At 56.8% G+C, this 26,591-nt stretch carries 18 protein-coding genes, 1 tRNA gene and 2 pseudogenes; 4 read left to right on the top strand and 17 right to left on the bottom strand.

Annotation, left to right across the window (positions count from 1 at the left end):
- Nucleotides 1-45: 45 nt before the first annotated feature.
- The 5 genes from IFT76_RS20445 to IFT76_RS20425 form a co-directional block, all read right to left on the bottom strand.
- A complete protein-coding gene (locus IFT76_RS20445; RefSeq protein WP_185795342.1) occupies nt 46-1,161 on the bottom strand; it encodes a DegT/DnrJ/EryC1/StrS family aminotransferase in 1,116 nt (371 codons plus the stop codon).
- Nucleotides 1,162-1,217: 56 nt separating this feature from the next.
- The gene (locus tag IFT76_RS20440) at nt 1,218-1,988 is read right to left on the bottom strand and encodes a hypothetical protein (protein ID WP_122477118.1); all 771 of its coding nucleotides are present in this window, start codon (nt 1,986-1,988) and stop codon (nt 1,218-1,220) included.
- Nucleotides 1,989-2,747: 759 nt separating this feature from the next.
- Nucleotides 2,748-3,530: a carbon-nitrogen hydrolase family protein gene (locus IFT76_RS20435; protein ID WP_192060072.1), complete on the bottom strand. Its 783-nt coding sequence runs from the start codon at nt 3,528-3,530 to the stop codon at nt 2,748-2,750.
- A 55-nt stretch (nt 3,531-3,585) separates the two neighbouring features.
- Nucleotides 3,586-5,268, bottom strand: a complete 1,683-nt coding sequence (locus IFT76_RS20430; protein WP_122800782.1) for a flavin monoamine oxidase family protein — start codon at nt 5,266-5,268, stop codon at nt 3,586-3,588.
- A gap of 144 nt (nt 5,269-5,412) precedes the next feature.
- On the bottom strand, nt 5,413-5,880 hold the full coding sequence (locus IFT76_RS20425) for an Lrp/AsnC family transcriptional regulator (RefSeq protein WP_185795339.1): 468 nt from the start codon (nt 5,878-5,880) through the stop codon (nt 5,413-5,415).
- Between the two features lie 345 nt (nt 5,881-6,225).
- Between IFT76_RS20425 and IFT76_RS20420 the strand changes: the two genes are divergently transcribed.
- The 3 genes from IFT76_RS20420 to IFT76_RS20410 all read left to right on the top strand — a co-directional run bounded on the left by IFT76_RS20420 (nt 6,226) and on the right by IFT76_RS20410 (nt 9,216).
- The gene (locus IFT76_RS20420) at nt 6,226-7,659 is read left to right on the top strand and encodes a DUF2723 domain-containing protein (protein WP_192060070.1); all 1,434 of its coding nucleotides are present in this window, start codon (nt 6,226-6,228) and stop codon (nt 7,657-7,659) included.
- Between the two features lie 109 nt (nt 7,660-7,768).
- A complete protein-coding gene (locus IFT76_RS20415) occupies nt 7,769-8,020 on the top strand; it encodes a helix-turn-helix transcriptional regulator (protein ID WP_122477203.1) in 252 nt (83 codons plus the stop codon).
- Nucleotides 8,020-9,216 carry a type II toxin-antitoxin system HipA family toxin gene (locus IFT76_RS20410; protein ID WP_192060068.1) on the top strand — a complete coding sequence of 399 codons (1,197 nt, stop codon included), beginning with the start codon at nt 8,020-8,022 and terminating at the stop codon, nt 9,214-9,216. Before IFT76_RS20415 ends, IFT76_RS20410 begins: the two co-directional genes overlap by 1 nt.
- A 37-nt stretch (nt 9,217-9,253) precedes the next feature.
- On the opposite strand, the pseudogene IFT76_RS20405 reads toward IFT76_RS20410, so the two are convergent.
- The 5 genes and pseudogenes from IFT76_RS20405 to IFT76_RS20385 all read right to left on the bottom strand — a co-directional run bounded on the left by IFT76_RS20405 (nt 9,254) and on the right by IFT76_RS20385 (nt 13,855).
- A pseudogene (locus IFT76_RS20405) lies at nt 9,254-9,806 on the bottom strand (NERD domain-containing protein).
- A gap of 41 nt (nt 9,807-9,847) precedes the next feature.
- Complete coding sequence (locus tag IFT76_RS20400; RefSeq protein WP_192060066.1) at nt 9,848-10,663, bottom strand: formate/nitrite transporter family protein; 816 nt, start codon at nt 10,661-10,663, stop codon at nt 9,848-9,850.
- 1,312 nt (nt 10,664-11,975) lie between these two features.
- Nucleotides 11,976-12,533 (bottom strand): type II toxin-antitoxin system VapC family toxin, encoded by a 558-nt coding sequence (locus IFT76_RS20395; RefSeq protein WP_192060064.1) that lies wholly within the window; start codon nt 12,531-12,533, stop codon nt 11,976-11,978.
- A 1-nt stretch (nt 12,534) separates the two neighbouring features.
- The gene (locus IFT76_RS20390) at nt 12,535-12,876 is read right to left on the bottom strand and encodes an STAS-like domain-containing protein (protein ID WP_192060062.1); all 342 of its coding nucleotides are present in this window, start codon (nt 12,874-12,876) and stop codon (nt 12,535-12,537) included.
- 10 nt (nt 12,877-12,886) lie between these two features.
- Nucleotides 12,887-13,855, bottom strand: coding sequence for a hypothetical protein (locus IFT76_RS20385; protein ID WP_192060060.1), 969 nt, complete (start codon nt 13,853-13,855; stop codon nt 12,887-12,889).
- A gap of 629 nt (nt 13,856-14,484) precedes the next feature.
- Between IFT76_RS20385 and IFT76_RS20380 the strand changes: the two are divergent.
- Nucleotides 14,485-15,647 (top strand): annotated as a pseudogene (locus IFT76_RS20380) (IS3 family transposase).
- A 505-nt stretch (nt 15,648-16,152) separates the two neighbouring features.
- Here IFT76_RS20380 and IFT76_RS20375 read toward each other — a convergent pair.
- The 7 genes from IFT76_RS20375 to rpoD form a co-directional block, all read right to left on the bottom strand.
- Nucleotides 16,153-16,962, bottom strand: a complete 810-nt coding sequence (locus tag IFT76_RS20375; protein WP_192060058.1) for a Dam family site-specific DNA-(adenine-N6)-methyltransferase — start codon at nt 16,960-16,962, stop codon at nt 16,153-16,155.
- Nucleotides 16,959-18,305 (bottom strand): hypothetical protein, encoded by a 1,347-nt coding sequence (locus IFT76_RS20370; protein WP_192060056.1) that lies wholly within the window; start codon nt 18,303-18,305, stop codon nt 16,959-16,961. The genes IFT76_RS20375 and IFT76_RS20370 overlap by 4 nt, the downstream gene beginning before the upstream one ends.
- A 13-nt stretch (nt 18,306-18,318) precedes the next feature.
- A complete protein-coding gene (locus IFT76_RS20365; RefSeq protein ID WP_192060054.1) occupies nt 18,319-19,821 on the bottom strand; it encodes a DGQHR domain-containing protein in 1,503 nt (500 codons plus the stop codon).
- 278 nt (nt 19,822-20,099) lie between these two features.
- A complete protein-coding gene (locus tag IFT76_RS20360; protein ID WP_192060052.1) occupies nt 20,100-21,167 on the bottom strand; it encodes a site-specific integrase in 1,068 nt (355 codons plus the stop codon).
- 127 nt (nt 21,168-21,294) lie between these two features.
- Nucleotides 21,295-21,371: transfer RNA gene (locus IFT76_RS20355), tRNA-Ile, on the bottom strand.
- 14 nt (nt 21,372-21,385) lie between these two features.
- Nucleotides 21,386-24,556: a bifunctional diguanylate cyclase/phosphodiesterase gene (locus tag IFT76_RS20350; RefSeq protein WP_244647991.1), complete on the bottom strand. Its 3,171-nt coding sequence runs from the start codon at nt 24,554-24,556 to the stop codon at nt 21,386-21,388.
- 152 nt (nt 24,557-24,708) lie between these two features.
- Nucleotides 24,709-26,553, bottom strand: a complete 1,845-nt coding sequence (gene rpoD, locus IFT76_RS20345) for an RNA polymerase sigma factor RpoD (protein ID WP_192060050.1) — start codon at nt 26,551-26,553, stop codon at nt 24,709-24,711.
- Between the last annotated feature and the right edge of the window lie 38 nt (nt 26,554-26,591).

Raw genomic sequence — 26,591 nt, 5'->3', positions numbered from 1 at the left:
GACGATTGCCCTGGTTGCACGCTTTCAGGCTTTGGTTACGGCGGTTCATACGGCGGCGGCCCATGCAACGGGTTGTGGATAATGCAGCTCGTGGCCGCGCAGCAGGGTATCGATGACCTGATCCTGAGTGGCGCGTGCCAGCCCAGGGTAGATGGGCAGGCACAGCACACGGTCGCTCAAGCTGCGCGACTGGTACTGGACCGCTTGCGGTTGCAGATAGTCCAGGGTATCGAGCGAGGGGTAAAAATAACGTCGTGGGTTGATGCCGTCGGCCTGCAGCGCGGTGCGCATGGCCAGCACCTGGGCTTCGTTCTGCAACGCCACCGGAAAGTAGCTGTAGTTGATCTGGCTGTCGTCGGCCTGACGTTGCAGGTCCAGGTAGCCACCCAGGCGCTGGGTGTAGTAATGACCCATCTCGGCGCGGCGCTCGAGGATGTTGTCGATGTCGTCGAGCACGCTCAGGCCCATGGCGGCGCAGAACTCATTGAGCTTGGCGTTGGTGCCCAGGCCTTCGATCTTGTCGACGTCGGTGATGCCGAAGTTGCACAGCTTGCGCACACGGGCAGCCACATCGTCGTCGTTAGTGACGATTGCGCCACCCTCGATGGTATGGAACAGCTTGGTTGCATGAAAGCTCAGGGTGCTGGCATCGCCCCAGTTGAAGACCGACTGGCCGGCCTGTTTCACGGCGAAAGCGTGCGCGCCGTCGTACACCACCTTGAGGCGGTACTGGCGGGCAATCGCTTCGATGCGCTCCACCGCGCAAGGGTTGCCGAACACATGGGTGGCAACGATGGCACTGGTGTCGGGCTGCAGGCTGGCTGGAATCTGCTCGGGGTCGATGTTCCAGGTGTGCGGGTCGATGTCGGCGAATACCGGGCGAATGCCTTCCCAGTGCAGCGAGCTGCTGGTAGCCACGAAGCTGAACGGGGTGGTCACGGCGCTGCCGGACAGGCCCAGGGCGCGGTAGGCGACTTGCAGTGCCAGGGTGCCGTTGTTGGTCAGGATCAGGTGGCGCACGCCCAGGTAATCCTTCAGGCGCTCCTCCAGCTCGCAGCACAGCGGACCGTGGTTGGTCAGCCAGTGGGACTCGTAGATACGGTCCACATAGGCCTTGAACTTGTCGATGTCGCCCAGATAGGACTTGGTTACGTTGATCATTTGCTGCTCCCTGGCTGCTCGCCATTCCCCGAAGTGTCCAACACGGTGTTGTCCGCTCAGGACGCCTGACTTTTGCTGCGAGCGACTGCGCGGCGAGCGCGGTGCTGGTTGAGCCGCAGAATCATCCGCGTGGTCAGACTGCCGGCATGCGGATCGCCATAGTGGAACAGCGCGGTGGCACGACGGTGCGCCGGATCGCATGGCTGGTTGGCATGCAGCGAGCGATAGCCCCAGAAGAAATACACATTGCCAGGCTTCATGCGCAGCAATAGCGGCTTGAGCCAGCCACGCTCGATGCACCAGCCCATCAGGCGGCGGCACAGCGGGTTCTGATACACGACCTTCTCGACTGCGTTGAACAGCACGCTGCCACGCACGCGGCGCAGGTTGGGAAACAGCACCAGATCGCCGCGGTCCTTGCCTTGGTCTGGAATGAAGATCGGCACCAACATGGTCAGCAGAGTGGCATCGAAGTGAAACGCGTTGGATTCTTTCAAGCCACTGTGGCCCTGCACGCAACGCAGCACCGGGAACACCTGGTCGCTGGGGGCGGCATGGCCCTGGCCCTGCTCGTGCAGGCGCGCCAGGTGCTGGCGGAATTCGCTCGACACCGCCGTGGCAGCCAATCGGCTGCCCACGAGTGGCGCATTGCCATGATACGCGAAATATTGGTTGTTATGGCGCGCAGCCTGGTCATCCACATAGGCACGAAGTTCTTCCAGCACGTAGGGCGCCAAAGCGTTTTCCAGTACGGCATAGCCCTGTTCGTTCATATCGGCCGCCAGGCGGCGCGACGTGCTTTCATCCAGGTTGAACAAATGTGGCATGAGGAAGAACCCTCCTTGGACACGCGATTGATTGAACGCCATAACTAACGTTCTATATGTTTGGGCAAAGCTACCGCCCGGTTCGTACTCGACGATCCCTTGAACTTGCGACTTCCAACTTCGTTTGCACGCAACGACCGCGTACTGCAATGAGCCTGGCTGACTGCACACGCCAGAACACACAGCGCGGACCGGTATTCAAAGTCAGCGACTGCAAGGCAATACGGGGTAGTGGGTCGAATGTGCGTGGCGCTCTTTGGCACCACTGCAACTGCTGTGTTGGCGGCAGATGGGTGATATATCGGCTTTGGCAGGGGGACTGTCAATCGCTTTCGTCAAAAATAGTGCACTGGCTAGGATGGCCGCGTTGAAATACCCTAAGTATATGATTTATATCAGAATTTATTTCTGGCGCTGGCATATTGCTGCTTAATTGTGGGTTTCTGACGTTTTCCTCCCGCCAATCCGCTGCACGGCTCGCAAACCCGCACAGCGTCTGGGCTCAGCCGTTCCGCAAGCGTGGCCGAACCTCGAAATCCCTACAGAAGCCGACTATTTAACGTCGTCAAAAAAAAACCACCATGGAGATAGGAACACCCCTATGATGGTTTATTGACATCACTGGCCAAGCGCCATTTCTCCCACACAGACCACCAGATCTCCGTAGGAGCGGCCAGTGGCCGCGAAAAAAACGCCGCGCTGTATCGGATGTACCCCGGCATGTCTTTCGCGACCAATGACCATTCCCACAGGCGGGCTTTAATAAAGCTCCGGCCGCCTGTCGTTCAAATAGCTGAAGGCAGTGCGCGCCGATACCAGCGTGGCTTTGTCCAAGGTACCCACGATCAACGCTTCGTCACGGCTGGCTTTGGCAATCTGCTGCCCATCCGCCCCGGCAATGCTGCTCAAACCGCAGTACTCGAACTCCACTTCCTTGCCGCAGTAGTTGGCATACGCCACGTAGCACTGATTCTCGAAAGCCCGACTGCGCACAGTCACCTCGGCAATGAACCCGTAGGGCACCATGTTGGCTGTGGGCACCACAATCAGTTCGGCCCCGGCAGCAGCCAGCCGGCGCGCGTTCTCCGGAAATTCCAGGTCGTAGCAGATCAACAGCCCCAACTTCCAGCCATTGAACTCGAGCAGCTCGCTCGCCTGTTCGCCTGCGCTGAACATGGCGCGATCAGCGTCGCCGAACAGGTGCGTCTTGCGGTAGTTGCCCAGGCGCGCACCGGTGCGGTCAATCAACTGCACCGCGTTGTACACGTTGCCCTGTTCATCTCGTTCCGGGTAGCCGTACACAATGGCCAGGCCGAATTGCCGGGCGATCTGCGCGACCCGCTCGGCGTTGGCGCCGTCACTGGCCTGCGCCAGGGTGCGCGCCGCCTCGGCGCCGATGTTGTAGCCACTCAGGAACATTTCCGGCAGTACCAGCAGTTCGACTTCCCACTGAGCGGCCTCACGGGCACGCGCCTGCAAACGGGCAAGGTTGCCCTCGACGTCGAGCGGTTGGGACTGGCATTGGTACAAGGCTATGCGCATGCGGGCTCCTGTTGTGATCAAGTCTGTTGATCAAGTGTGGCGATCAGGGACACGGTCAATCCGACAGGGCAATGGGCCCCAGTTCGTCGAAAACATCCCCCGGCCCAGGGTTCTCCGGGTGAGTGTAGCCATCGAAGTGGGTCATGATGCCCCACACCGCATTCAGTGACGTCTGAACCGCGCCTTCGACCCAGGCAGGCGTCCACGACACGTCGTCACCGGCGATGAAGATACCGCGTTGTGCGTCTGGCAGCGCGCTTTGCATAAAGTGCGCATACATGCGCTGGTTGTAACGGTAGTGACCCGGCAGGGCGCCCTTGAACGCACCGAGGAAGTAAGGATCCGCTTCCCACGACACGGTGATCGGATCGCCGATGATGCGCGCGGCGATATCCACTTTCGGATAGATCTTCTTCAAGGCATCCAGGGCCAGCTTGACGCGCTTCTCCACGGGGTGGGGCAGCATCTTCAAGGCATCGCTCATCCACGCATACGACAGGCAGATTACCCCTGGCTTGTCGTCGCCATGGTCGAACAGGTAGGTGCCGCGGGTCAGCCGGTCGGTGAGGGTCATGCTCATCAGGTCGCGGCCGGTCTCCGGGTCCTTATCCTTCCAGAAGGGCCGGTCGACCATGACGAAGGTCTTCGAAGACTGCATGTAGCGGGTACGGTCCAGCGCCATCCACATCTTCTGCGAAAACAGCGTTTCCTCGCACTCGATCTGGGTGGTCAGCAGCCAGCTCTGGCAGGTGGTCAGCACGGCGGCGTAGTGGCGGGTGTCGTCCCAGTGATCGGTCACCGCAAAGCGACCATCGGCGGCGCGGGCGATCTTCTTCACCCCGCCGCGCGGCGCGCCCCGGTGCAGTGAAGCCAAGCTGGTGCCGGCCGGCCAGTGAGCACAGCGTTCGGGCGCATGTTTCCACAAGCCCAGCGGCACCTGCTCCACGCCGCCGATCACCAGATGCTGGTGATCGTCACAGTTGGTCATCACCACACGGAAGATTTCCAGCATCGAATTGGGGAAGTCCGAATCCCAGCCGCCGGTGCCGAAACCAACCTGGCCAAACACCTCGCGGTGGTGGAATGACAACTGCGCAAAGGCCTTGGACGTGGCCACGAAGTCATAGAAGGTGCGGTCGTCCCACAGCGGCACCAGGGTGTTCCACAGTTCCTTGAGGCGCGGCACGTCACGATCGCGTATCGCCTGCTGGATATCACCGAAGCGTGCGCCTTCCTCCAGTGCATCGGCCCAGGCGTCAGCGACTTCCTGAAACAGCGCCGGCAGGTCGGCCAGGGTCTGGGCGTAGTAGGTCTCGCCTTCCAGATCGATCACCGTGCTGCCCGAAGCCGGCGTCAGCGGGTTGGGAAAGGGTTTGGTTTTCAACCCGAGCTTGTCGACGTAGTGGTAGAACGCCGTGGACGAAACCGGAAAGCGCATCCCGCCCAGCTCGGCAACGATCTCCTCGGTGCCCTCGAACTTCTGCGAGCGCAGGCGCCCGCCCATTTTCGAGGCTTCATAGACCACCGGCCGCAGGCCCAGCTTCATCAGCTCGTAGGCCGCCACCAGCCCGGCGATACCGGCGCCGACAATGGCCACCTCGGCCCCATGGTGATGCTCGGGAATCACGCCCAGCCCGGCCGGATGCTCGATCCAGTCGTCGAAAGCAAAGGGAAAGTCCGGGCCGAAAACGGTGACGGGCTTCTTGCCGTCGGCGGGGTGACGCGAAGTTGGGCTCATGGGGGACCTTGGCTGAGGCTGAACGAAGAAAAGGCACGTTCATTCTAGGCAAGGGCGCTGCGGTAAATAAGACGCAAAGTGTCGTCGATGTGACGTTTTATCGGTCGATTGGATGCGTCGTTGCTGCAGTGTGCCTGCTCGCACTCAACCCCGGCGGTCCACCTTGTTGCTGAGGATAATCGAGGTCGTGGTTTTCTCCACCCCGTCGACGCTGCCGATCTGGTCCAGCAACTCATCCAGTTGTTCCGGCGAATCGGTGCGCAGCCAGGCCACGTAATCGAACTCGCCACTGACGGCGCACAGTTGCTGCACCTGCGCCATGCCACTCAGGCGCCGTACCACGTCCTTGCCGGAACGCGGCTGCACGGTGATGCCGACGTAAGCCTGCAAGCCGCCATCCAGTGCGTGCTGGCCCAGCCTTACCCCGTAGCCGCTGATGACCCCGGAGCTTTCCAGCCGCGCCAGCCGTGCGGTGACCGTGGTACGTGCGATGCCCAGGCCGCGAGCGAGCATCGCCACGCTTTCGCGGGCATTGATCTGCAGGGCGGCGATCAGTTGGCGGTCTAGGGCATCCAGGGCAAACGAGTGGCGGTCGGACAAAACAGGCTCCATCAGCGAGTGGGCGAGCGTCGATTAGGCCATTGATCGGCGCCGTGCTCAAAGCAATGTTGCCAGTCACGCTTTTTCAAATCACGCAGAGCCTTTTGTTCAGCACCCTGCAGTTGAACGGAAAGTTTGACGCGACTTGTCGAAAGTGCAGTCGAACTTGCTGTTTCTGGCGTCAGGCGAGCGGCAGTCTGAGTGCAATGGATTGATTAAATTGAAGTGGCAAAACTATCAATCCCTCTATAGTTCGCCACGCGATAGTTCACCCACCGCTGCTGTTTGCATTCAGACCTTTACTGAACAACCCGCTGCTCGCGGCCCCTCAGAGCAAGGAACAGGAGAACAAGGAACATGAGTTCAACCCGTGGCACGCACCTGCCGACCGTCGTGGCCGGCTTGATGCTGGCGTGCGCCGTGATCGCCAGCTTCCTGGCCGCCAGCGGTCCGGTGCAATGGATGGACAATGGCCTGATGCTGGCCGACGCCGCCCAGGGCCCGTTCTTCAGCTCCTCCCTGGGGCCGGTCAGCCATCCGTTCTACGCGCTCGTCGCTCGTGTCATCCACGCGCTGCTGGGCATGCACCTGCTCAGCCTGCTCAACGCCATCCTCTTGCTGCCACTGGCCGTGGTCGTCCACGGCCTGGCGGTCAGTGTCGGCACCCCACGCCACCTGGCGTTGCTGGCCGCGACCGCCACCGTGCTGGCCCACGCCGTGTTCTGGGCCTCCACCAAGGCCGAACCCTACGTGCTGCATGCCCTGCTGATCATCGGCGCCTACTGGCTGTGCTTCGCACCGGCGCGACTCGGTGCCACCGGGCGCCTGCTGGCCATCGGTGCGCTCAGCGGCCTTGCCCTGGCGATTCACCCCCTGACACTGGTGGTGCTGCTGCCGTTGTATGTGCAGTTGGCCGTGCAACACAAGCTGCGCCTGCTGCTGGTGCTGCCCGGCATCGCCTTGGGTTTTGCGCCAGCCTGGCCTGCCGTGATCAACGACCTGGGCACTGGCATGAGCCTGTTCGACATCACCCGCCGTTACCTGGCAGGCCCCGACCAACTGGCGATCATCGCCGGCGGCCGCAACGACACGCTCTGGCGATTCGACGACCTGTGGCACGAGAAAAACGCCGTGGTGCTGCTGGCGTTGTCGCTGATCGGCCCGCAGATTCTTGGCCTTATCCTGTGGCCGAAAACCCGCGCGCTGCAGGTGCTCTGGGCAGCGCTGCTACTCAACTTCCTGTTCGCCGTGTCCTACGGCGTATTCGACCGCTTCACCCTGTTCCTGCCGGGCATCGCCCTGGCCAGCATCCTCGGCGTGGTCCATCTGGCCAGATACCTGCCTGGCGGCCGAATCGGCACTGCCGTCGTCTACCTGTCGGTATTGGCGGGGCCGGTGGCCATGCTGTCGATGTGGGGGCTGTACGCCAACGGCTGGGTCAAGCTGCCGACCCACACCGAAGCCCTGCCGTTTCGCAACGACATCCGCTACTACCTGGTGCCCTACCTGCAAGACCGCTCCGCGCACCAGTTCGCCCGCACCTACGAAACCCTGGTGCCGCCCGGCGCCCTGGTCGTCGCCGACACCACCCCACTGGGCGCCCTGCGCTCCGCCCAAGCCAACGGCGCACTGCGCGGCCGGATCCTGCAAGGCTGCGAACAGAGCAATAACATCCCGCCCTACCTGAACGGCGCCGGCGCCTTTCTGCCGCGCACCAGCTTTTGCGGGAACATTGGGGAGCAGTACCGGTTGCAGGAAAATTTGCTGGGGTTTCGTTTGCAGGCGAAGTGAGGGTTTCCAGAGAGGAGCCTAAAGGCTGCACTTTGTGTCAGCCGACGCTTTATTTTCGTTAGGGTTGGGTATACGTTACATTGACTTCACTTTGTCACGTATACAGAACATGGATTACGAGCTTATTGCCACCCGTCTGGGCGCGCAAATCCGGCAACGCCGCCTCAATCGTGGCATGACTCAAGCCCGGCTTGCCGCATTAGCTTTTGTCACACGGCAGAAGGTCATCGCGATCGAGAAGGGCGATCTCTCGGTCGGCATGACCGCCTATGCACGCGTGCTCGCTGCGCTGAATTGCGAACTCACGGTCATACCTGCCGTGCTGCCCACGCTGGATGAAATTCACGGGATATTCGACTGATGCCGACCCTACTGCAGGTTTCAACCCCGGAAGGAGAGAGCGGAAGAGTGATGCGCAGCGAAGATGACTACATCTTCCGCTATCGCGATGACGCTAGTGCCCACAGGGCGATCAGTTTGCTCATGCCCCCGCGAATGGATGAATATCGCCATCGCGAACTTCATCCCATCTTCCAGATGAATCTGCCTGAGGGTTACGTGCTGGAGCAGCTGCGTAATCGCCTGGCCAAGCTGACAAACGTCGATCCAATGCTACTCCTGGCTCTTTCAGGCAGCAGTTCGCCCATCGGGCGAGTCGCAGTCAACTCGCCGGAAGTCGATGCGCTGTTGCAACGCCAACAGTTCCCCGGAGAAAGGCTAGATGAGATCCTCGCCTGGGATGGTGCCGAGGACATCTTCGCCAGCCTGGTTGATCGGTACATCCTGCGTGCCGGCATCTCAGGGGTGCAACCCAAGGTGCTGGTACCTGAGCATCAAAACCACGCGCCGCAGCGATTCACCTCGAAAACGTCCGAACTGATCATCAAGAGCGGCCGAGATGAATTCCCTGGCCTGGCGATCAACGAGTTTCTCTGCATGTCCGTGGCCAAGGCTTCTGGAATCGTCGTGCCGGAATTCTACCTGTCCGATAACACCAAACTATTCGTCATGCGCCGCTTCGATCGGGACGAGCAGCTCAACCCCATTGGCTTCGAGGACATGACAGCCCTCATGGGCCTGGCTGCCGAACAGAAGTACAGCAAGAGCTACTCGTCCATTGCCAGAGCCATCCGTATGTTCTGCGCCCCGGACCGGATAGAGCATTCACTGTCTCAGCTATTCGCCATCGTGACTCTCAGCTGCATGGTCGGCAACGGCGATGCTCATCTGAAAAACTTCGGACTGCTCTACGCCAATCCCGCCCAGGGCGATGCACGGCTTGCACCCGCCTACGACATCGTCAACACCACGGCCTATATCCCTGACGATGTACTTGCCCTGGACCTGATCGGCAACAAATCAATGTTCGCCTCGCGACAGGGCTTGCTGGATTTCGCCCAGCTCTGTGCTGTAGATCAGCCACAAGAAGTGATCCGCAGGCAATTGCAGGCGTTGGAGCAGGTGCTGGCGAGCTCGGGTGAGGTGACGGAGCAAGCGCAGCACGTGGTCGCCGCAATACAGAAAAGTGCCGATCCGTTCAGGCAAACATTTGGGTAGTTTGCCTTCAATCAACAGCCTGATGGAGCGCAGCACCTTAGAGACTTTGCATGACTCTACACTTGGGAAAAGCCGAACATCCCCAAAACTGCTGCCCGGCATTGGCTCCCGTTTTCCGCGTGCGAATGACCAGCGCACTGCCGCACTTCGGGCAACAACGTTCAGCGCTTGGATCACTGCGACGCTTGAGGTGTTGCACGTGTTCGCGATGAGTCGCAATGCTCGGTGCCAGACGCCCGGCCTTCAGTGCTTGCAACATGTCATCGACTGGGAAACTTCTGCGTCCACTGCGCCTGTTGTTCAGTGCCGAAGATCCAGCCGCTCATGTTCTTCGTTTCCAGCACGAAAATGCCATGGACCGAGAGAAACACGTGATCGATCTGCGTCGTGCCGTCAGGCGTATTCAGGGTGACGTTGTGCAGGCGGCGATAGGTGTGTTGGTCCAGTTGCCAGCGTGCAAACAGGCGTATCAGCAGCTCACCGATATGACCCTTGGCCCACGGCGACTTGAACAGCGTGATGAGCAGCAGGAGCGGAAGCGCCCAGCTCAGCATGCCCCAAAGCTGGGCGATGACAGGTGTGAAGTCCATTTCTCAACCTTGATGACAGTACTGACGCCAGCATAGCTGGATTATTTCTGCGTTCGCGTACCACTGACCGTGGCTGACGCCTCGGAACCGGTTGCCGTCTTGAAGTACGCCACATGATAGGCCAGCCCAACGAAGACCGCGCCTCCCACGGCATTACCCAAGAATACCGGAACAAAATTATCGCCGAACTGCGCCCAGCTCAAGGCCCCGGCAAAGATTGCCGCCGGTATGACGAACATATTGGCGACCACGTGCTGGAAGCCGATCGCCACGAAGGCCATCACCGGAAACCACATGCCAACCACCTTGCCGACCACATCCTTGCTCGCGTAGCTGAGCCACACCGCCAGGCACACCAACCAATTGCAGCCAATACCGGAAATGAATGCTTGTTCGAAACTGGCCGACACCTTGGCATTCGCGATGGCCACGGTTTTGGCCATGAACGCACCTTCAGTCAAGCCCACCAGATGCCCAAAGAAATAGGCGACAAACAGCGCGCCGATCAGGTTGGCCACGGTCACCAACAGCCAGTTGCGCATCAGTTGACCCAGGCCAATACGCCCAGCGAACAGCGCCATGGGCAGGCTCATCATGTTGCCGGTCAGCAACTCGCCGCCGGCCAGCACCACCAGAATCAGCCCGATGGGAAACACCACAGCGCCCAACAGGTTACCCAGTGAAGCCCAATCCTTGGGTATCATCGCGCTGACATGAATATCGAGAAGAAATCCGAAAGCGATGAACGCGCCTGCCAGAAATCCCAGGATCATCAGCGATGAGGTGTTCAGGTGGGCCTTCTTGACACCGCTTTCGACGGCAATTTCGGCTATTTGCTGCGGGGTATTTAAAGACATTAGGGGCTCGTGCGTGATCGTTGACTGAGCATGCGGATAAGCTCAGGCGGTGCGCGCATCTGTCGCACCGGTCGGGTACGTTACGGAGAGGGGCGGGAAATGGCCAATCGGCTGTTTTGATGGGGTGATTGAGGGAGTTGATGGGTCCCGAAAATGCGTGCCTCTGGACGACTGGGCGGAGCCGTGATGAACCCTTTCAAAAACAAAAAAGCCGCGCAAAGCGCGGCTCTCAAATCTTGGTGGGCCCAGTAGGACTCGAACCTACGACCAAGGGATTATGAGTTGCCTAGAAACGCTGCAAGCTTAATAAAACTGTTCGCAGGTTAGCGTATGTACACAAAGCTGAAAGCACCGTAGATATTAAGGTTGGCGTAATTTTTAGTAAGTGGCGATAGCTCATGGGTGTACCGCTACTGTACCTGCTCGGGGAGCAGACGATGCATGGCCAGAGAGAGGCAACCGGTGAGCGGCTACGCTGTTCATTTGGTGGCAACCGATACCAGACCAGTTACTCAATTGGAGACCCGAATGGAAAATTGGAATCGTGATGATTTGGTCAGTTAGCCAACACGCTCTACACATAAACCCCAAGTCGCAAATTGCGGGCTCATAGCTGCCGCTGATTGCTTAAGTTGGTACTGTTTTTTTGCTCAGTGGTTAAGGTAATTTGAGAGTTCTAAAAACTGGAGGGGCTCTATGGATTTTAATCGTAATCGTATCGCTGAAGTGCTTACGTTCGCTGCCGGGCTCTCTTTGGTTGGTTATGCGCTTGCTAAGGGGGTTTCTGATCAGATAGGGGTAGATGTTTCTGCTGGAGGCAGATTGCTATTTAGTGTTGTGCTGTGCGTTGGGCTCATAGGCTACGCAATATGGAATGAACTTGCCGATGGTTTCCTAAGGTGTCGAGCGCTTTTACCTCTGGCGCTGTCAACGCTCTGGAGCGGCTTCTGGCCTGCGATGCAGTATTGGGGCGCCAAGCCTTTATACTTGCCAGGCATGCCATTGGAGCACTTGGACGTAGAGTGGTGGGCTAGCGCATATATGCAATGGGGCGGCTGCATGGTGTTGCTTGTCGGAGGGTACGGAATCGCTTACTGGACTTGGAGGCGTTGCTAAGAGCCTCTCCGAACTGTAGCGCGTAAAAATACCTGTGAGAAAAGTATCGCAGGTATTTTGCCGTGCATTGATGCAGCGCTCCGGAGTTTGACCCTGCGCATCAACCCCATGGAATGGCGCCAGAGGCCTGCTAAACCACAGTCGCTCCAGTAAGGGGATTTTAGAGCTGAAAAATCGATCACTCGATAAGCCAGCTCTACTCGTAACAGCTATACAAATTAATACCGGCGATGCCTTTAAAGTCTTTGTCGTCGGTGATGATGTTTGGTACTTTATTTTCACTCATGAAGTGGCAGTATAGTGCGTCATAGCCGTCCACCAAGTTGGTCTCCACTGTTTTCATTATCGAATCTGCAACCCCTAACTCCAAGTGCGCTGGAAGTTCTTTGGCCAAGCTTTGGACTTGCTCCCAAGCAGATTTAAGCTCTTGAATTACAGCCTTTCGCTCGCTGCCTATTCGTCTAAACGATTTTAAGGTCGCGTCGGGGGTTTTTTTGTAAGCTTTGAATATTTCAAACTCAGACCTTTCAATAAGTCTAGTTAGTTCTACTAGTGTAAGTGGAGAGTAGTATAGGGTGCCTTTGTTATCCAGTGCTTGCTCTATAAAATTAGGATAAAATTCTGTCTGATAGCCTTTTGGGCCGTTGCCAGTAAATGTTTTGGAGGAGGCGTAGGTTATCCAGTACCATACATTGGTATCAACGAAATAACTTTCTCCCTCTGATGGCGCCTGTTTTTTAATGTCAATGAACATATCACATATCCTTCTGTGCTTGATCCAAGCCTAAGTCCGTTTTGCCAGCGCCATCAGCGAAGAATTTTAATGCGTTTGCAATGACTAAATTTAGAAGCCTCCTTCCGTGATCGGATATTCCTTCAAAAATCAGTGTGCTCTGGAGTTCTCCTATGGTTTTGGATTTTAGAAGCGCGCCGATACTTGCGTTGAGAAATGGGGATGCAAAGACGTCAATGCCAGAGAAATCTAGCGTAATTTTCTCGCTTCCCCATTCTTCCAGAATGGCCGCTCTAAGTTTCGAGCCGGAGTTCATCGATATTGCATTAGTTCCGACAATGCTTTTTACATTTATAACTTTCATTTTATGCCTCTCAAAAATAAGTTGGCGCCATTTGGTCGCTTTCTGACTTGAGCTTGTAATGTTTGTCGTCGCAGTTAACGGTGATGCTAACTAGCGTGCCCAGTAGTCTTCCAGGTACACTCTGAGTGACGTAAATTCCAGATGGGTGTACTGTTGCCATGTAGGAGTCACTGCATACTCGGAGCACTCCGCCATTAATCATCACAAAATCTTTTAGAATTCCGAACCCTAGACCTCTTGGTAAGTCTGGTGCGCTATCGGTTCTCGTAGAGTTTCCAAATTCGAGAGCCCAGTTAAAAGCTGCTTCTGTGCCTAGGTCAGGTATATGTTTTTGTACGGAATTCACTATCCCACCCCCTAAGTCCAAAACAGATAAAGATAGCTTTTTATCTTTTGGTTCATAATAGCCGCAGGAGATGACACTTTGTTGATTGTGATTATCTTTCAGTCCGTGACCATATGCGTTAATAAAAATTTCATAAATGCTACTTACAATTTCGGATTTTAACGAATCTGATACTGAAAGCTTTTCATTGGTCAGCCAGCTATCTTTAAGGTGATCTACAATCTGAGAGTCATTTAAAACGGTGTCATGCTGTCTGTAGCCGATGTAGTCGCTGGAGCCAACGATTCCATAATCAGGTTGTACATAATCCCAAAATCCCAGCTCCTGCAAGCGCGCTAATAGCCTGGAGCTTATTTTTTCAATGCTGAACTGGATTTTATTGGGACGCAGAAGACTCTTAAGTCCAAAGCCTTGAAACATTCTGCGATTTTTTTCATGTTGTTTTAAGTAATTGCATAGGCCGCCAATTACGACTAGTCCGTTATGGCTAATTATTGAGCATTTAGAAAAATCGAAAATGTAAATGTTATTTGGTGAGGAGACAATGAAGTCAGCAAGCTTGCTTAAATATTTGTACCCGGACTCATCGTCTCTGATGGGCGGTAGCGGTATCCTGACTGTTTGTGTTTCCATTGCTTTCTTTCACCTGATCCTTGTAGATGAATTTACATTGACACGGATAGCTATCCATTTTGCCTTGCTGGCTTTTGGCTGCTGCAATTCGAAAGCTAGCCTGCCTCTGATCTCAGGCTACTTGAATAGTGCTTTATTTTCTAGGCGATGAGATTTATTTTGATGAGGCAACGCTTCTCCTCTGGCCTTCTTCGAGCGGCCGTTGGCATTTCCGCACCATTGGTTTGTAGGCTAAATCGCATTTTTGTGTCAGTTAAATTTTGCCATTCGGCGTGAGTCGACAGCTGCAGTGAGTGTCGTACGTGGGCAAGGTATCTCCCGGGTCGGTCTTGGAAGCCAGCATCTACGCGGTGAAGCTGCCTGATCGGGTGATTAAATTTCATCGTGAAGTCAGCACTTGAAGGCGTCGGAACCGTTCACGGCAAAAAAACGGGGATGTCCATCCATCCGGATGTCGCGTTATTTGTACGGATTAAGCTTTGTTGGCATCCTAAAGCTGGCCTCATCGGCCTAGCCGGAATCTCTCCTCCTTAGTGTTGATCTTGAGGCGCAGCCCACTGCAGAGTGTAGTGGTCTAATGAAACCGGACACCCAATTAGGCGAGAATGCTCGCAACAGAGAGGTGTCTGATGACCAAGCAACGTCGTACCTTTACCCCTGAGTTCAAGCGCGAGGCTGCGTGCCTGGTGCTCGACCAAGGCTACAGCCATACCTAAGCAGCCCGTTCGCTTGGGCTGGTTGAGTCGGCTTTGCGTCGTTGGGTGAACCAGCTCCAGCAGGAACGTGGCGGTGTTACTCCGACCAGCAAAGCCCTGACGCCTGAGCAGCAAAAAATCCAGGAACTCGAAGCCCGTATCAATCGGCTGGAACGGGAAAAATCGATCTTAGAAAAGGCCACCGCGCTCTTGATGGCCGAGGAACACGAGCGTTCGCGTTAATCGATCAACTGCGGGCTCAAGAGCCGATTGATCTGTTGTGCTCGGTATTTGAAGTAACCCGATCTTGCTACTACGCGTACTGCCGGAAACGTCGGTATCCGAATACCGAACGGGTGGTTTTGCGCAGCCGCGTGAACGAGCTGTTTACGCAAAGCCGAAGCGCTGCGGGCAGCCGGAGCATCATGCTGATGACGAAAGAGGACGGCATGCAGATCGGGCGATTCAAGGTACGTAGGTTGATGCGCGAGATGAACTTGATCAGCAAACAGCCGGGCTCCCATGCCTACAAAAAGGCTACCGTGGTGCGGCCTGATATCCCGAACGTGCTTGATCGAGAGTTCAACGTTACATCCCCGAACAAGGTCTGGTGCGGTGACATTACGTACGTCTGGGCTGAAGGCCGATGGCACTATGTGGCGGCTGTCATCGACCTTTGTGCCCGCCGCGTTGTAGGTTGGGCGTTCTCATCCAAGCCCGACGCCGACTTGGTAATCAAGGCGTTGGACATGGCGTACGAGCAGCGTGGCAGGCCGCAAAACGTATTGTTTCACAGCGACCAGGGCAGCCAATATGGCAGCCGGATTTTCCGTCAGAAACTGTGGCGATACCGCTTCACGTAGAGCATGAGTCGTCGCGGCAACTGCCATGATAATGCGCCGATGGAACGACTATTTCGCAGCCTAAAAAGTGAATGGATACCGACGGTGGGCTACATGAGCGCTGCGCTAGCGCAACAGGATATCGGCCGGTTCCTGATGGAGCGATACAACTGGCGGCGACCGCATCAGTTCAACGAAGGGCTAGCGCCCGCGATCGCTGAGGAAAAACTCAATTCAGTGTCCGGGATCATTTGACCACTACAATCAACCCTCCAACCGGAGAGGCGCAGGTTCCAGATCCAATTAAGGAGGCGATAAGGGATGCCACGATGAAAGGCCTATCCCTCCCCTTAATCTCGAAGGATATGGGGATGAGCAAAGGCACAGTTGACGGGCTGATACGTCTGATGGAAAGCTCTAACCATGCCCAAACCAAAGGATAACCAGTTTTGTCGCGGCGGGATTGCAGTCGGTGATGAAGCGCCTGAGGCTTTAAGGTATGAAAATGGTTTGGGGCGGGGGCTTTAATTGCATGGCATTTGACCATTGTTTAAATACACACAAACGGTAGCGGGAGTTGGGTGGAGAAAGTCCGCCCCCGTAGTATCGAGGGCCGAACAAGATCAATCAGACAAGCATTGCCAGGATGAAGTGCCTGGGCTGTTGCTGCTAGGCGCCGTGAAATACTAAGTTGACTGCAAAATAATACGGGGCCAGATCTGCTGTCGACATCTAGCGGCCTAGCAGTTAGTCACTTTGGTTAGGAGAAATTGGTGATGAACAGCTCGGCATAGCGACCACGACCAGCTGCAGACGCTGCAATGACACTAGAACGATCTAGCGACTGCAATGTGAAGTCTTGGTAGAGGTCTACCACCGCAGGATGATGCGCATTCGTAGCAACGATGTAGCAACCGCGAGCCGATGCTCGTGTCAACGCTTCGCTGAGACGCTCTTGATCCTGCCAGCTAAATATCTTTTCATTATATTTCACGAACCCGTTTAAATTATGTTTAACGGTATACGGGGGATCAGCAAAGATCAAGTCGCCAGGTCCCGCCCTTTCGACCGTCTCCTCGAAATCGCAGACCATGATTTCTGTCGAGCCTAGCAATTGAGAGACTGCCGCAAAGTCATCGGTATCAAGGATAACATTTTTTTTTGTTCCTATCGGAACATTGAAATCGCCATTCAAATTGACCCGGTACAAGCCATTCCAGCAAGTCCGGTTTAAATAAATGAATTGTGCCGCCCTTGTGTGTGGGGTGCGTGGCTTTGAAGACCTTACTTTATAATAATGCTCGGCAGAATGTTGGGTGTGATGCCGTTTCAGCGCAGTGTAAACTTGTTCCCAGTCATCGCGAATTGCACAATAAGTGTCCACGAGATCTTCATTTAGATCGGACAGAATAGCGATTTCAGGCCTTAGTGAGAAAAATACGGCACCGCTCCCAAGAAAAGGCTCAAAGTAAGAGTTAAAACCGCACGGAAAGGAATTTATGTGTTTTTCTACTAGCCATCGCTTCCCTCCTGCCCACTTCAAAAATGGCTGCACAATACCACCGATCACGAGATACCCCACAAAGCGACTTTTTCCATCCGAGATAGAATCTCTAAATCATTCGGGATGTTAGTGTTAAAAAAGAACCAACTATCTGCATCGGTTGGATTCCCTGCTATGCAGTCACTAAGCTCATCTAGTGACAATAACGTGTCCGCCCAAAGATCCTTGACCTCTTCTGCCGTTGTCAGTCCGAGCCCACTGTCCCAGAGCCCTGAAGCTTCGCTCGTCTTAACCCACCAGAATGCAAGGTCGTTTGAACTGAGGCTCGCCTCTCGCAATAATGAGCCAACGGAAGCGGTCGCTAACCTCAACAATAGGTAAGTCCTAGACATTACCTCTTGATATTGAAGCGGATCCTGAACAGCGGAGCGCGCTCGAGCCAAGTTCATTACCAACAGGTCTTCTTTACATACGTCTCGTATAAAGAAGTCTACGATATCATCTGAGTCTTGGCCTATCGCTATGCAAGCATCCAGCATTTTTTCACGCAGGTCAGCTGTGGACTGTTCTGGAGTGTGGAGTTGGTCCTTGAATTTTGTATTATAAATACCCTCGAGGGTCGAACGGACTAGGTATCTGTCTAAAAGCTCGAATGAGGCTGCTCCAGGTTCAGACGTGAGCCAGAGCTCCCGCAACCAGGGTTCGATTGTTCTGGGGGTGTGACACGCTTTTGAATGATCGAAATCGACACCATAGGACACTTCATTCCGCGTTGCCCGATCTGATGAGAACGCACTCAAATCTATTCCCCAATTTTCTACCCAATCAGCCCCTATCAAGCTAGGGGTTGATGTCCCTTGGAACACCATGATCCAGTCAGCCATGCTGTGGCCAAATGCCTGAATTTCCGCGCCTATCAATGCTCCCGAATAAGGTGTTTTACCCCAGGCCTCAAGGGCTGACCAAGCGACTTGGTGTGTACCCTCTTTGGAAAATTTATGTACGTCTTCCGCAGCATCGATTACGACATGCGTGGTGCTAAAAATTCCAACGCCGTACGACGCTAAAATTGAGAGTGACGCCCTTAATTCGCCGTAGTAAGCCAAGTGCCGGGCGATGGCATCATCGTTTCGGAATGTCGCGCGAAGCGCTTGCGCCAAGTAAGACCAGCCGTCAAACAAATGTAGAATGGAAGAAACCGCAATCGACTCAACCAGCTCCGGCGCCCTCAAAGGCCCAATCGCTGTTTTTATAAGTTTTTTTACCGATTCGCCCACGCCAACCTGATAGCCATTGCTGCTAGCTAAAAAAGATTCCGCGGGGAAGTTGGCCGACGCACGACTCAAAGCGTTGGCGATACTGCTCGGGGAAGCCAAATTGAACTTCAACTGTTCTGCTGCGCCCAACATTCCCTTGCCCCTTTCAGAACTTCAAAACCGCTGCGGCGGCCTCAGAAATATCCCCTGCAATCGCATCCTCTGCGATATGCTCCAATATCAAACGTTTTAGATCCACATACCCCCCGCTGCCCTTGAAGCCCTTGCGCAGACTGATTTGATCTCTATCCAGGCCTGGGGCGGTTGAGGTTCGCCAGTCGAACGAAGCCAAGCTTTGCGCCAGTCTATGAATTACGCCAGCAATAGGCAGACCGGCGATATTTTGCAACTCCCTACGGACTACTTCCTCGGAACTATTGCCGTATTCATCGACCGGGTGCCACTCATAGAGTCTCCACTCTCCCAGATGGCTAATGAAAATATCGTTGACCACCAAGCAGAGCGCGCGAATGCCTTGGTCAGTATTTAAGAAAGTTTTCTTTCCAAACATTGCCGGCTCGAAGTCGTGGTCGAGCATGTCGGGTGCGTGATCTTCTCGCAGTGCCTTAGCCCAATCGGCATCTGCTTTGCGAATCTCCGAGTATAGCTCTTTGCCCACATAGATCAGGAACGCAGCCTGTTGGGCCCTGTTCCAAGGGAGTACTTCACTATTTGTATTTTTGATCGCTCCAAACAACCCGCCCGAGCTTTTTTTGGTGTCGACGGGTTTTATGAAGGAGCTAATAATGGTCCGAATCCATGCCGCCTGTCGAACATAAGGGTTATTAGGGGTCGCGAGCATGTCGATGCGGTTTCTCCATGGGCTATCAGGATGTATCCACAGTGTTTCAACCAATTCCTGCGCACGAGCCTCCTTGTATACCTTATGCCCTTCTTTCTCTAGCCAATCCTCTGCTCGGAGAAGTGGGTACATATCAAACGCTAAGCTTGTATTGATTTTCACCGGCTTGATATTTATCGACCAGAATAAATAGGCCTGCCAGCTGATATCAAGACCATAAAAAGCGATTACAGGCATTTCGAAATCAGGTGCGAAATCCGAATCATCAAACGCCCATAACCGGTGTTGACCGTCTATAACCTCTACCGGTGCAATACCGCTTGGCTCCCAATCATCCGCTGTCATGCTTTGAGAGTACGATAGCTCTGCAAGCTTGTCGGTCATATCTTGAATATCTATCAGATCGTCTGAAGCAACTGCCTTCCCCATTCGGGTATCCCCAGCTTTGAGGATATTGATCACAATGCCTGTTGGAAGCCAGCCGGGCTTCCTCAAAGTTTCGTGCTCACCAGACTCTTGGTTGTGCTTCGTCAGATCACAATAGGGATAACCGTATTTGACGAATTGCTTGATATTTTCAGATCGTTTTTTATCATGACGACGCTGAATGCCGAGATCCTCCGTTCTAGGTATTCCTTCTGCTTCTCGACGGTAAATGGCAGAAAGGCGCCGTAGATCTCCCGCTTTCATCGACAAAACCATAAAGTTTTTTGGTGGAGTCGATCGATGATGACCATCATCCCAAGAGACTTTGTCCCACTCAGGAAGCCACTGGTGAACTTTCAGTGCTGGGATACGGATCTTCATAAAATTCCTACGTAGATTGGCAATGTCCCTATTGGACGACATTATCCTTAAAAAGCGATCCTTGTACCATCGGTGTTAAGACAATGTGCGTGCGCGCCCGCTGAGCAGCCTCGGGCATGAGGATTGTGCTGCAAGCACGTTAGCCGCCCGTTGGATAACGCCAGCTGGAGCTTTGGGCAAATCTCCACCACCCGCGGCTGCACGCTGGTTTGCTAATATCCAACACGCTGCTGACCACCTCCAAGGCAACGGATGGGCGGGCCCAGATAGTTGCTAAGTCAGGGGTTTCTTGCCTCTAGCTTATCCAATTTTCCGACAAGGTCTTCTGCGCGCAGGTGTGTGTAGCGCTTGAGCATCTGCATCGACTTATGCCCGCTTATGGCAGACACCTCCTGATCAGAGAGCCCGCCCTCTACCAATCGGCTGACTGCTTCATGGGGCAAGTCATGAAAGCGCAGATCCGGCATTCCCAGCTTGGTTTTAAGCGTGCCCCAAGTTTTCGTAAAAGCATAGGCGCTGCGCTTACCCTCTTTACCTGGCTCACCAAAGAACACTAGATCGCAATCAATCGGGCGGATTGGATTGTTCATGGCTAGCTGGAACATGTCAGTCGCTAGACGGGACAGCGGCACGGTACGAGCGCTGTCATTTTTCGTATCTGAGAGTCGCGCAACACGCTTTTTCAGATCGACCTGATGTCGACGTAGCGACGTTATCTCTGATGACCGCATGCCGGTCTCCAGAGCGATACGAACGATCCAGCCGAGCATAGGGTTGCTGTGCGCGTTGACTGCAGCTAGCAAGCGACGCTTCTCCTCAGCAGATAAGCGACGGTCGCGGCCTTCACCTGGGCTTGGCTTGCGGATATTTAGCACTGGGTTGAAGCTTAGCGCCAGCCCCCATTCCTGAATGGCCACGGTATACAGGTGGCTCAGGAGGGCGAGTTCTAGGCGCACGGTGTGGTTGCTCGCTGGCTTACCGCGATTGGTGGTTGAGGCCAAGCGCGTATCCCGGTAATTAGCGATGATTTCTGCTGACAGCGCCGCCATTGAGTATTTCCCCAGATGGCTAATCAGTTGCTGAGCCTTGGTGGACTCAGCACGCTGGGTGGTCGGCTTTTTGGTCGGGCTAATCTCGGCCAAATAGCGTTTCAACGCCATGGCCAATTTCATGCGCTCTGAGCCACTTCGCTGAATGTATACGCCTCTAACCATTTCATCTTCTGTGCGACGAGCCCAGTCTTCGGCATCACGCTTTGTACGAAAAGTCTTCGCATTAACAGGCCAGCCGGTTTTCCGCACCAAGGCTTTCCAAGTGCCAGCGTCTGTTTTGACGATGGTGGCCATCTTATTTCTGCTCCAAAAACGTACCGTTGCATTAGCACTGTACTGAATTTGTGCCTGTGGACCATAGGACCAGTCCAGCTGTTTTTTCGTAGATGGCAAAAAGCCGCGCAGTGCGCGGCTTTGAGTATGGTGGGCCCAGCAGGACTCGAACCTGCGACCAAGGGATTATGAGTCCCCTGCTCTAACCAACTGAGCTATAGGCCCCAGAAGGCCGCCGATTATAGCGATGGATTGAAGGGAGTGCTATCCGAAAAATCCGAAAGGCGCATACGAAGAAAGGTCGCGGCGAAGCGCTCGGGGGGCAGGGGCAGGCTGACGAGGTAGCCTTGGATCTGCTCGCAGCCTTCGCGGGCGAGGAATGCCTGCTGTGCGGGGGTTTCCACGCCTTCGGCGATGACGGTCAGTTGCATGCTGCGGCCCAGCGCGATGATGGCCCGCACGATGGCGGCATCGTGGGGGTCGTCGGGCAGGCCGCGGACGAACGACTGGTCGATCTTGAGGATGTCCAGCGGCAGGCGCTTGAGGTAGCTCAGCGAGGAGTAGCCAGTGCCGAAGTCGTCGATGGCCAGCTGTACGCCCAGGTGCTTGAGCTGGTGCAGCACCACCAGGGCTTCTTCGGCCTGGCTCATGATGAAGTTTTCGGTAATCTCCAGCTGCAGCGACTGCGGGCGCAGGCCGCTGTCGGCCAGCAGGCCTTCGATGCGCTTGAGCAGGTTGGGTTGGCGCAGCTGGGCGCCGGCGAGGTTGACCGACAGCGGACCAAACTCGTGGTACAGCCGTTTCCACTCGCACATCTGTCGACAGGCCTGTTCCAGCACCCAATCGCCGAGCTGCAGGATCATCCCGTTCTCTTCGGCCAGCGAAATGAATTGCTCGGGCGGCACGTCGCCGAAGTTGGGGTGCTTCCAGCGGATCAGCGCTTCGGCGCCCACCAGGCTGTGGGTGTCGATGCTGAACTTGGGCTGGTAGCTCAGGCTCAGCTCGTCGCGCTCGATGGCGCGGCGCAGCTCGTGCTCCAGCGCGATGCGGGTGGTGGCCTGGGTGGTGAGGTCGCGGGTGTAGCTCTCCACCCGGTTGCGGCCCTTGGCCTTGGAGCGGTACATGGCGGCATCGGCGTTCTTGACCAGGGTGGCGACGTCGCTGCCGTCCTGCGGATACAGGCTGGTGCCGATGCTGGCGCTGGTGAAGAACTCGTGGTCGCCGGCCTGGAACGGCGCAGTAAAGCAGGCCAGGACCTTGGCGGCGATATGCTCGGCATCGCTGGCGTGGGCCAGGCCCGGCAGCAGGATGATGAACTCGTCGCCGCCCAGGCGCGCCACGGTGTCGATGTCGCGCACTTGCTCCTTGAGACGCTGGGCGATGCCCTTGAGCAGCAGGTCGCCCACCGGGTGGCCAAGGCTGTCGTTGATGTGTTTGAAACGGTCGAGATCGAGGAACAGCACCGCGCCCTGGCCGCCGGTTTCGGTCTGGCTGGCCAGGGCGGCGGCCAACCGGCTTTCGAACAGGGTGCGGTTGGGCAGGCCGGTCAGGGGGTCGTGATGGGCCTGATAGTCCAGCCGCGCCTGGGCGTGTTTGAGGCTGGAAATGTCGGCGAACACGGCTACGAAATGGGTGATCGCTTCGTCGCCGTTGCGCACCGAGCTGATGGTCAGCCAGCTGGGGTACAGCTCGCCGTTCTTGCGCCGGTTGCAGATCTCGCCCTGCCAATGCCCTTCGGCCGCCAGCCGATGCCACATGGCGATGTAGAACGCGCTGTCGTGCTGGCCCGAGGCGAGCAGGCGAGGGGTCTGCCCCAGCACCTCCTGTTCGCTGAAGCCAGTGATCTCGGTGAAGGCGCGGTTGACCATGCTGATGCGCTGCTGGGTGTCGGTGATCAGCACGCCCTCGGCGGTGCTCTCGAACACGGTCGCCGCCAGCGCCAGCTTGTGCTGCATCTGGTGGCGCTCGGTGATGTCGCGGGCAATTGTCAGCATGCAAGCGTCGCCGCCGATCGGCAGCGGGCGCACCGACACCTCACAGAGTCGCACCTGGCCATCGATGCGCCGAATACGGCAGGCGAAGTCGCGAACGAAGCCTTGCCGCTGCAGTTTCTCCAATAGCCGCTTGCGCTCGTTGGGGTCGGCCCAGATGCCCAGCTCCAGGGTCGAGCGATCCAGCGAGGTCTTGCTCTTGTGCCCGGTCATGATGCTGAAGCCTTCGTTGACCTCGATCAGCAGCCCGTCGCTCTGCCGGGTCAGCAGCATACCGTCGGGCGAGGCGTGGAACGCCTTGGCGAATTTCTCTTCGGAAATCTGCAGGCGTTGCTGGGTCTGCTTCAGCTCGCTGATGTCGCGCACCACCACGACCAGAGCAGCGGTGGTTTCCAGTTCGAACGGCTCGGCCGAGAGCAGGCCGGTGAAGCGCTGGCCGTTGTCGCGGCGAAAGGTCATCTCCAGGTTGCGCACGCTGCCGCCCTGCAGGCGCTTGAGCAAGCGCGGTGCCACGCCGTCCACGCCCCAGATATCCAGCTCGGCGGCGCGGCGTCCGACCACCTGAGGCGCCTTGAGGCCGATCTGCTCTTCGAAGGCCTCGTTGACCTCCAGCAGGCAGCCGTCGCTGAGCCGCGCGATGACCAGGATGTCGGGGCACTGGCGGAACACCGAGGCGAATTTCTGCTCGGACAGGCGCTGGGCCTCCTCGATCTTCTTGGTTTCGCTGATGTCGATCATCAGGCCGCGCATCACCGGGCGCAGGTCATGCTTGATCAGGCTGACGATGTCGCGTACCCACAGGCTGCGTCCGTCGGCGGTGATCACCCGGTATTCAAGGGCATGTCCGACGCCTGCGGCGGTCTGTTCCGAGCAGTAGGCGCGCGCTCGGCGGGCGTCCTCGGGGTGCAGGATGCGCTGCCAGAAGCCCGGCTCCAGCCAGCTCTGCAGAGGGTAGCCCAGCAGGGCCTCGGCATGGGGCGAGACGTAACTGTAGGTGTAGTCGGAGGTGTCGGCTTCCCAGGCGATGGCCGAAAGGCTCTCGACCAAGCCGCGGTAATGGTATTCGCTGCTGCGCAGCTCATGCTCCAGGGCAATGCGCTGGCTGATCTCCGAGGTCAGGCGACGGTTGATGCGGATCACCACGCCCAGGGCAATCACCAACATAACCAGCCCTGGCAGACCGTAGATCAGGGTGTTGTACCAGTCGCGCGCGGGCGCGGCATCGGCCACAGTCTCCTCGTCCAGCGACGGCGCGCGGTCGCTTGCAAGCGCTGCGAACGCAGGGCGCGCGTTTGCGCCGTCGGTGTGCAACGACGCACGTTCAAGTTGCCCTGGCGGGTAGCCAGCGGGAGGAGGGGTGTCGGCGATGGCTGGCCCGGCGAGCGAAGTCAGCAGCACAAGTGCCGGCAGTCGATGCATGGCAGCCTCGTTGGACCAGCGCAGAAAAGGCCAGTGTAGTCGGGCGCGGCGGCCAGCGGGAAGAGGGGGTGATAACAAACTTGAAGGCCATCGGTCCATGATGCAAAACCCCCGACAGGGCCGGGGGTTCTGGTGGTGCTCGTCGCAGAAGCTTATTCGTCGAGGAACGAGCGCAGGTGCTCGCTTCTGGTCGGGTGACGCAGCTTGCGCAGCGCCTTGGCTTCGATCTGGCGGATACGCTCGCGGGTAACATCGAACTGCTTGCCGACTTCCTCGAGGGTGTGGTCGGTGTTCATGTCGATGCCGAAACGCATGCGCAGCACCTTGGCTTCCCGTGCAGTAAGGCCGCCCAGCACTTCGCGCGTGGCTTCCTTGAGGCTCTCCACGGTGGCCACGTCGATCGGCGACTGCATGGTGGAGTCTTCGATGAAGTCACCCAGGTGGGAGTCTTCGTCGTCACCAATCGGCGTCTCCATGGAGATAGGCTCCTTGGCGATCTTCAAGACCTTGCGGATCTTGTCCTCGGGCATCTCCATGCGCTCGCCCAGCTCTTCAGGCGTAGGCTCGCGACCCATCTCCTGCAGCATCTGCCGCGAAATGCGGTTGAGCTTGTTGATGGTCTCGATCATGTGCACCGGAATACGGATGGTGCGCGCCTGGTCGGCGATCGAGCGAGTGATGGCCTGACGAATCCACCAGGTGGCGTACGTCGAGAACTTGTAGCCGCGACGGTATTCGAACTTGTCCACCGCCTTCATCAAGCCGATGTTGCCTTCCTGGATCAGGTCGAGGAACTGCAGGCCACGGTTGGTGTACTTCTTGGCAATCGAGATCACCAGGCGCAGGTTGGCCTCGACCATCTCTTTCTTCGCCCGACGCGCCTTGGCTTCGCCGATCGACATGCGACGGTTGATGTCCTTGATCTCGGCGATGGTCAGGCCGGTTTCCGCTTCCAGCACGCTCAGCTTCTGCTGGCAGCGTTGGATGTCGGCCTGCAGGCGACCGATGGCTTCGGCGTACTTCGCCTTGCCGTTGGCCAGGGCATCGCTCCAGGTCTGGTCGACTTCGTTGCCGGGAAACTGGCGCAGGAAGTCGGCACGCGGCATGCGTGCATCACGCACGCACAGCTGCATGATGGCGCGTTCCTGCTGACGCAGACGCTCCAGAGCACCACGAACACGCTCCACCAAGCCTTCGAACTGCTTGGGCACCAGCTTGATCGGCATGAACAGCTCGGCCAGCAGCAGCATCTCGGCAATGCCTTGCTTGCTGTGACGGCCATGCTTCTTCAGAGCCTTCAAAGTGACGGCGAGCTGGTCGGACACGGCGCCGAAGCGCTGCTGGGCGATGACGGGATCCGGACCGCTTTCGACTTCGTCCTCGTCGTCGCTGTCGGCTTCCTCTTCGTCGTCGTCCTTGCCATCGGCCTTGTCGGCCGATTTCTCGACCGGCGGCGGTACCTCGGCCGGCGGCGCAATGCCTTCGTCCGGGTCGATGTAGCCGCTGAGCACGTCGGACAGGCGGCCGCCCTCGGTGGTCACACGATCGTATTCGCTGAGGATGTGCTCGACCGTGCCGGGGAAGTGCGCAATTGCGCCCATCACTTCACGGATGCCCTCTTCGATACGTTTGGCGATTTCGATTTCGCCTTCACGCGTGAGCAGCTCGACCGTACCCATTTCGCGCATGTACATGCGCACCGGGTCGGTCGTGCGACCGATGTCGGTCTCGACCGCGGCCAACGCGGCAGCGGCCTCTTCGGCCGCCGCTTCGTCGGTATCGGCTTCGGCCAACAAAAGGGCATCCGCATCCGGAGCACTCTCGAATACGTTGATCCCCATGTCGTTGATCATGCGGATGATGTCTTCCACCTGCTCCGGATCTGAAATATCCTCGGGCAGGTGATCGTTGACCTCGGCGTAAGTCAGGTAACCCTGCTCACGACCACGGGTGATCAACTCTTTGATACGAGACTGCTGTTGCGCTTTTCCGGACATAACACCCTATCCACTGAAGGTCTTGGCGGGCAAAAAAC

The sequence above is a fragment of the Pseudomonas sp. CFBP 13727 genome, from assembly GCF_014841915.1.
GTDB lineage: Bacteria > Pseudomonadota > Gammaproteobacteria > Pseudomonadales > Pseudomonadaceae > Aquipseudomonas > Aquipseudomonas baltica.
The sequence above is the reverse complement of the archived record's forward strand: the minus strand, read 5'-3'. Positions and strand labels throughout refer to the sequence as shown.

Excerpts from the sequence above, each read along its gene's own strand:
- IFT76_RS20365 (WP_192060054.1), bottom strand. The coding sequence starts at position 19,821 with ATGAAGATCCGTATCCCAGCACTGAAAGTTCACCAGTGGCTTCCTGAG.
- IFT76_RS20415 (WP_122477203.1), top strand. The coding sequence starts at position 7,769 with ATGGATTACGAGCTTATTGCCACCCGTCTGGGCGCGCAAATCCGGCAA.
- IFT76_RS20445 (WP_185795342.1), bottom strand. The coding sequence starts at position 1,161 with ATGATCAACGTAACCAAGTCCTATCTGGGCGACATCGACAAGTTCAAG.
- IFT76_RS20370 (WP_192060056.1), bottom strand. The coding sequence starts at position 18,305 with ATGTTGGGCGCAGCAGAACAGTTGAAGTTCAATTTGGCTTCCCCGAGC.
- IFT76_RS20410 (WP_192060068.1), top strand. The coding sequence starts at position 8,020 with ATGCCGACCCTACTGCAGGTTTCAACCCCGGAAGGAGAGAGCGGAAGA.
- IFT76_RS20420 (WP_192060070.1), top strand. The coding sequence starts at position 6,226 with ATGAGTTCAACCCGTGGCACGCACCTGCCGACCGTCGTGGCCGGCTTG.
- IFT76_RS20360 (WP_192060052.1), bottom strand. The coding sequence starts at position 21,167 with ATGGCCACCATCGTCAAAACAGACGCTGGCACTTGGAAAGCCTTGGTG.
- IFT76_RS20395 (WP_192060064.1), bottom strand. The coding sequence starts at position 12,533 with ATGTTCATTGACATTAAAAAACAGGCGCCATCAGAGGGAGAAAGTTAT.
- IFT76_RS20385 (WP_192060060.1), bottom strand. The coding sequence starts at position 13,855 with ATGGAAACACAAACAGTCAGGATACCGCTACCGCCCATCAGAGACGAT.
- IFT76_RS20390 (WP_192060062.1), bottom strand. The coding sequence starts at position 12,876 with ATGAAAGTTATAAATGTAAAAAGCATTGTCGGAACTAATGCAATATCG.
- rpoD (WP_192060050.1), bottom strand. The coding sequence starts at position 26,553 with ATGTCCGGAAAAGCGCAACAGCAGTCTCGTATCAAAGAGTTGATCACC.
- IFT76_RS20435 (WP_192060072.1), bottom strand. The coding sequence starts at position 3,530 with ATGCGCATAGCCTTGTACCAATGCCAGTCCCAACCGCTCGACGTCGAG.
- IFT76_RS20400 (WP_192060066.1), bottom strand. The coding sequence starts at position 10,663 with ATGTCTTTAAATACCCCGCAGCAAATAGCCGAAATTGCCGTCGAAAGC.
- IFT76_RS20440 (WP_122477118.1), bottom strand. The coding sequence starts at position 1,988 with ATGCCACATTTGTTCAACCTGGATGAAAGCACGTCGCGCCGCCTGGCG.
- IFT76_RS20350 (WP_244647991.1), bottom strand. The coding sequence starts at position 24,556 with ATGCATCGACTGCCGGCACTTGTGCTGCTGACTTCGCTCGCCGGGCCA.
- IFT76_RS20425 (WP_185795339.1), bottom strand. The coding sequence starts at position 5,880 with ATGGAGCCTGTTTTGTCCGACCGCCACTCGTTTGCCCTGGATGCCCTA.
- IFT76_RS20430 (WP_122800782.1), bottom strand. The coding sequence starts at position 5,268 with ATGAGCCCAACTTCGCGTCACCCCGCCGACGGCAAGAAGCCCGTCACC.